General features: G+C 60.7%; 5 protein-coding genes and 1 pseudogene. 4 read left to right on the forward strand and 2 right to left on the reverse strand.

The genetic code is table 11. The annotated features are described in order from the left end of the window. Positions 1-351 (reverse strand): annotated as a pseudogene (locus NW856_RS04890) (precorrin-3B C(17)-methyltransferase); the annotation flags it as partial. Positions 352-427: 76 nt separating this feature from the next. Here NW856_RS04890 and NW856_RS04895 point away from each other — a divergent pair. The 4 genes from NW856_RS04895 to NW856_RS04910 are packed head-to-tail and all read left to right on the forward strand — an operon-like array spanning position 428 to position 2762. Continuing rightward, positions 428-1108, forward strand: coding sequence for a hypothetical protein (locus NW856_RS04895; protein ID WP_011432060.1), 681 nt, complete (start codon positions 428-430; stop codon positions 1106-1108). Positions 1109-1168: 60 nt separating this feature from the next. Next, entirely contained in the window at positions 1169-1633 is a 465-nt protein-coding gene (locus NW856_RS04900; RefSeq protein WP_414399372.1) for an FKBP-type peptidyl-prolyl cis-trans isomerase, read from the forward strand. Between the two features lie 27 nt (positions 1634-1660). Beyond that, the gene (locus NW856_RS04905; RefSeq protein ID WP_414399373.1) at positions 1661-2272 is read left to right on the forward strand and encodes a 5-formyltetrahydrofolate cyclo-ligase; all 612 of its coding nucleotides are present in this window, start codon (positions 1661-1663) and stop codon (positions 2270-2272) included. Positions 2273-2303: 31 nt separating this feature from the next. Further along, positions 2304-2762: an FxLYD domain-containing protein gene (locus tag NW856_RS04910; RefSeq protein WP_414332474.1), complete on the forward strand. Its 459-nt coding sequence runs from the start codon at positions 2304-2306 to the stop codon at positions 2760-2762. A 3-nt stretch (positions 2763-2765) separates the two neighbouring features. Here NW856_RS04910 and NW856_RS04915 read toward each other — a convergent pair whose 3' ends face one another. Next, a complete protein-coding gene (locus tag NW856_RS04915; RefSeq protein ID WP_414399374.1) occupies positions 2766-4040 on the reverse strand; it encodes an amidohydrolase family protein in 1275 nt (424 codons plus the stop codon). Positions 4041-4122: the final 82 nt, after the last annotated feature.

Here is a 4122-nt window from a genome sequence, read left to right on the forward strand (position 1 = left end):
CCCCCCCACATGTCCCCCGCACAGGCTAATAGCCCAGCGACCGGCTTCGTCCACCACCACCACCGCTGGATCCCGCTGCTTGTCCTGCAAGAGGGGGGCAATGAGCCGCACCACCGACCCTGCGGCCAAGATGAAGAGACAGCCCTGCACCTGGGGCCAGGTTTGGGCAACGGCTTCTGCTAGGGAGCCTGGCGCTGTGGGATCCTTGGGATCCCCGTAAGCCTGCCAGGGGGAGGGCAGCCCCTGCGGGTCAGCTTTGCTCCAGCAGCTCACCTCCTTGCCCAAGAGCGGGATCAGAGAGTTGGCCAACCGGCGGGCGCGCGGGCTGGGGGCAAACAGAGCAAGCTTCATCGAGCGTGGGCCAAGGCCAGGATTCTCCCCGGATCCTATACTGGACATAGAGCCACCCGCGAAGGGACAAGTGCCGATGGTCATCCCACCTGGACTGATGCTGCCCCTAATCCCCCTGGAGGTTTTGCTCTCCACGAAGGGGCTGATGTTTTTGCTGCTATCGGCCTATGGGGGGGCCATGTGGACATTCTTAAGCGGCGCTCCCCGCGTCCACACCATCATCGTGCCGGACTTGGAGCAGGCCAGAGGGTTTTACGAGAAGGTGTTGAAACTGCCGGAAGCGGAGCTGCCCCTGCAGTACTACTACGGCTACGAGCAAAGCATGGTCGGCTACAGCCTAGGATCCGCTTACTTTCCAGGGGATATTGGCCTCAGTCCCCGCTTCGATGCCAAAGCCCGTCCCACCTCTGGGCCCACCCAATTGGATACCCCCGGACTTTGGTACCAACTCTCCGACAATGTTCAATTGCACGTGATCCCTGGCTCTACAGATCCCTATGCGGGGTCCGGTTCCTACGGCAACGCCTCTAGGCCTAGCTCCTCATCTGCTTCTGCTTACGGGACTGTACCGGCAGCGGGCCGCAGCAGCGGCGTTCGCTATCGCCATGTCAGCTATGAGCGGGAGTCCCTTAAGGCCCTTCTGAAGCGAATCAACAAACAAGGGATCCGCAACAGCATTCGCTCCGAGAAACCCTTTGTCTTTTGGGTGCGGGATCACCAGGGTCAGATCATCGAATTTGCCGAACTGAAAGGCTAGCGGGATCCTCTAAGATTGGTAAAGGAAAGCAAAAAGTCGGCGGTGGGGAGACGCCAACGGATGAAACGGGTGCTGCTGTTGGTGCTGGGCTTGCTGTGGCTTGGGGTGTGGGGCGGCCAGCCGGCCATAGCTCTATCGCGGGCCAAAGACAATCCGGTGGTGAGCGTGCAATCCCCAGCCAAGGACTTCATCACCACCGAGTCGGGATTGCAATACTACGATATTGCTCAAGGCAGTGGGCCTTCGCCTCAGCCGGGGCAAACGGTGGTGGTCAACTACGTGGGCAAGCTACAGGATGGCACCATCTTCGATAGCTCCTACAAGCGCAATCAGCCTTTTGTCTTCACCTACGGAGTAGGGCAGGTGATCCGTGGCTGGGAGGAAGGGCTGGCCACCATGCGGGTGGGGGGCAAGCGCTACTTGCGCATTCCGCCGGAGTTGGCCTATGGCAGCCGCGGGGCAGGCGGGGTGATCCCCCCCAACGCCACCCTGGACTTTGAAGTGGAACTCCTAAGCATTCAGTAGGCTGGAACGGTGCTTGAGGGATCCCCTGTGCCAGCCGTGCAGCCCGTCCCAGCAGAGAGATCTAAGGGATTTGATCCGGCCTCAGAGAAGTCTCAACTGCGGCAGCACTTTCGCCAGGTGCGGCAGGGGTTGGACAGATCCCTTATCAGCCAGAAGATCGTGGCTCACTTGGCTTCTTGCCCCCAGCTCTTGGCTGCCAAAACCATCCTGGCTTACGTAGCTTTTGGCTCCGAGGTAGATCTGGGATCCCTGTTTGCCCTTTTTCCAGAGAAGCAGTGGGGGATCCCCCGTTGTCTGCCGCGGCGGCAAATGCAGTGGCACCGCTACCAGCCGGCTGAGCTTGTCCCCAACTGCTGGGGCTTGCTGGAGCCTTCTCCCGGCAGCACAGTTATCGACCCTGGCAAGGCGGATTTGATCCTGGTGCCCGCCCTGGCCTGCGATCGTTGGGGAAGGCGTTTGGGCTATGGCGGCGGCTATTACGACCGCTTTTTGGCCGCTTTGCCGGATCCCAGTGTGCCCAAGTGGGGCATCCTCCCCCAAGCCTGCTTGCTGGAGCAGCCCCTGCCTCAGGATCCTTGGGATCAGCGCCTGGATGGGATCCAAACCGAGGAGAGGTTCTACGAGACGGGGATCCCCTAGACTAAAGAGGGTGGGCCTTGGAGGAAAAACGATGAGCCAAGTTTGGAAGCCGGCGCAGTGGCTAACCCAAAAGCTGCGTCTTGTCTGCATGAGCTTTGGCTGTGTGGCATTGGCGGTGCTCTTGATGGGCTTTGGGGCGATCCCCCTGCAACTGAAGGATCTCCACGTCACCCCCTGTCCCGATACCCCCGAATACACCAACCTGGTGACCAGCAACGGCAACCCCATACCGGCCAGGTGCCTGTTCGTCGAAGGCACAGTGGTCAACCGCTCCAAAAATACCCTGCTGAACGCGGATGTCTTCGGTCGGCTTTACGATGCCAACGGCAACGAGGTTCTGCCGGAGCGTACCCGCCTGGGGGCCATTGCAGAAGTTCCTCCCGGCGAGAGCCCTTTTTCAATTCGCATCTCGGTGCCCATAACCAGCCCCCTGCCCCTCACCCTGGAGCAATTCAAAGCCAGCGGCTTCAGCGGCACCGTGCGTCGTTAACGTCTAAAGCTGGCGGGTGAACTCCACCTGGGTGGGGCGCTCAGGCAAATGGAGTTGCGCGACCACAGGCGGCGTTTGGGCGATCAGCCGGCCCCGGCGGAAGACATACAGGCAAGCCGGTTTCAGGCGAATGGCTTCGACGGCATCGGCGGCCTGGAGCACCACCAGATCGGCATAGCAACCGGGTTCTAGGCCGTAGCCTTCCAACCCCAGAATGCGGGCCGGGTTTTCTGTTACCGCCAAGAAACACTGGCGCATCTGCTCATAGCCTGTCAGTTGGGCGGCGTGGATGGCCATGTGGGCCACCTCCAGCATGTTGCCGCTGCCCAAAGGGTACCAGGGATCCATCACACAGTCATGACCAAAGGCCACCGTCAAGCCTGCGGCCATCAGCTCGGGCACCCGGGTCAGCCCCCGTCGCTTGGGGTAGGTATCGTGGCGACCTTGGATGACCATATTGACCAGCGGGTTGGCGATCACCCCCAGCTCTGCCTCGGCCATCAGGGGGATCAGTTTGCTGACGTAGTAGTTGTCCATCGAGTGCATGGAAGTTAGATGGGATCCGGCTACCCGCCCCTGCAAGCCCAGCCGCAGCGTTTCGTAGGCCAAGGTTTCCACATGGCGCGAAAGCGGATCGTCGGTCTCGTCGCAGTGCAGATCCACCCGCAGGCCGCGCGCCGCAGCAATCTCGCACAGGGCCCGCACCGAAGCTGCTCCCTCGGCCATCGTCCGCTCGAAGTGGGGGATCCCGCCCACCACCTCCACCCCCAAATCCAGAGCCTTCTCCAGAAGCTGCACCGCCCCTGGCGAGCGATAGTAGCCATCCTGAGGAAAGGCCACCAGTTGCAAATCCAAGTAGGGAGCCACTTTTTGCTTGACTTCCAGCAGCGCCCGCACCGCCAACAGGTTGGGATCGCACACATCCACATGGGTGCGGATGGCCAGGATCCCACGCGCCACTGCCCAGTCGCAATAGGTCAAGGCCCTCTCCATCACCGCCTCGGGGGTCAACAGCGGCTTCAACTCCCCCCAGAGGGCGATCCCTTCTAGCAAGGTGCCCGACTGGTTGACGCGCGGGATCCCATAGGTGAGGGTGGCATCCATGTGAAAGTGGGCATCCACGAAGGGGGGCGACACCAAGCGGTTGCTGACATCAATTTCTTGGGAGGCAGTGGCTTGTAAGTTGCTTTCCAGAGCCACAATGCGATCCCCCTCGATACCGATATCGATTCCCTTGCGGCCATCCGGCAAATTGGCCCGGCGCAAAATGAGATCCATATGTTGTGGCTATTTGTTTGAACTTAGGATGGAAAGAAGCAACTACAGTTGAGTAAACTACCCGACCCTGACTGCTTCGCAG

It is taken from the genome of Synechococcus sp. R3-13, assembly GCF_047462195.1.
Lineage (GTDB): Bacteria > Cyanobacteriota > Cyanobacteriia > Thermostichales > Thermostichaceae > Thermostichus.

What these genes read in the sequence shown, in the direction of transcription:
- NW856_RS04895 (WP_011432060.1), top strand. Translation starts at nt 428, where the DNA reads ATGGTCATCCCACCTGGACTGATGCTGCCCCTAATCCCCCTGGAGGTT.
- NW856_RS04900 (WP_414399372.1), top strand. Translation starts at nt 1,169, where the DNA reads ATGAAACGGGTGCTGCTGTTGGTGCTGGGCTTGCTGTGGCTTGGGGTG.
- NW856_RS04910 (WP_414332474.1), top strand. Translation starts at nt 2,304, where the DNA reads ATGAGCCAAGTTTGGAAGCCGGCGCAGTGGCTAACCCAAAAGCTGCGT.
- NW856_RS04915 (WP_414399374.1), bottom strand. Translation starts at nt 4,040, where the DNA reads ATGGATCTCATTTTGCGCCGGGCCAATTTGCCGGATGGCCGCAAGGGA.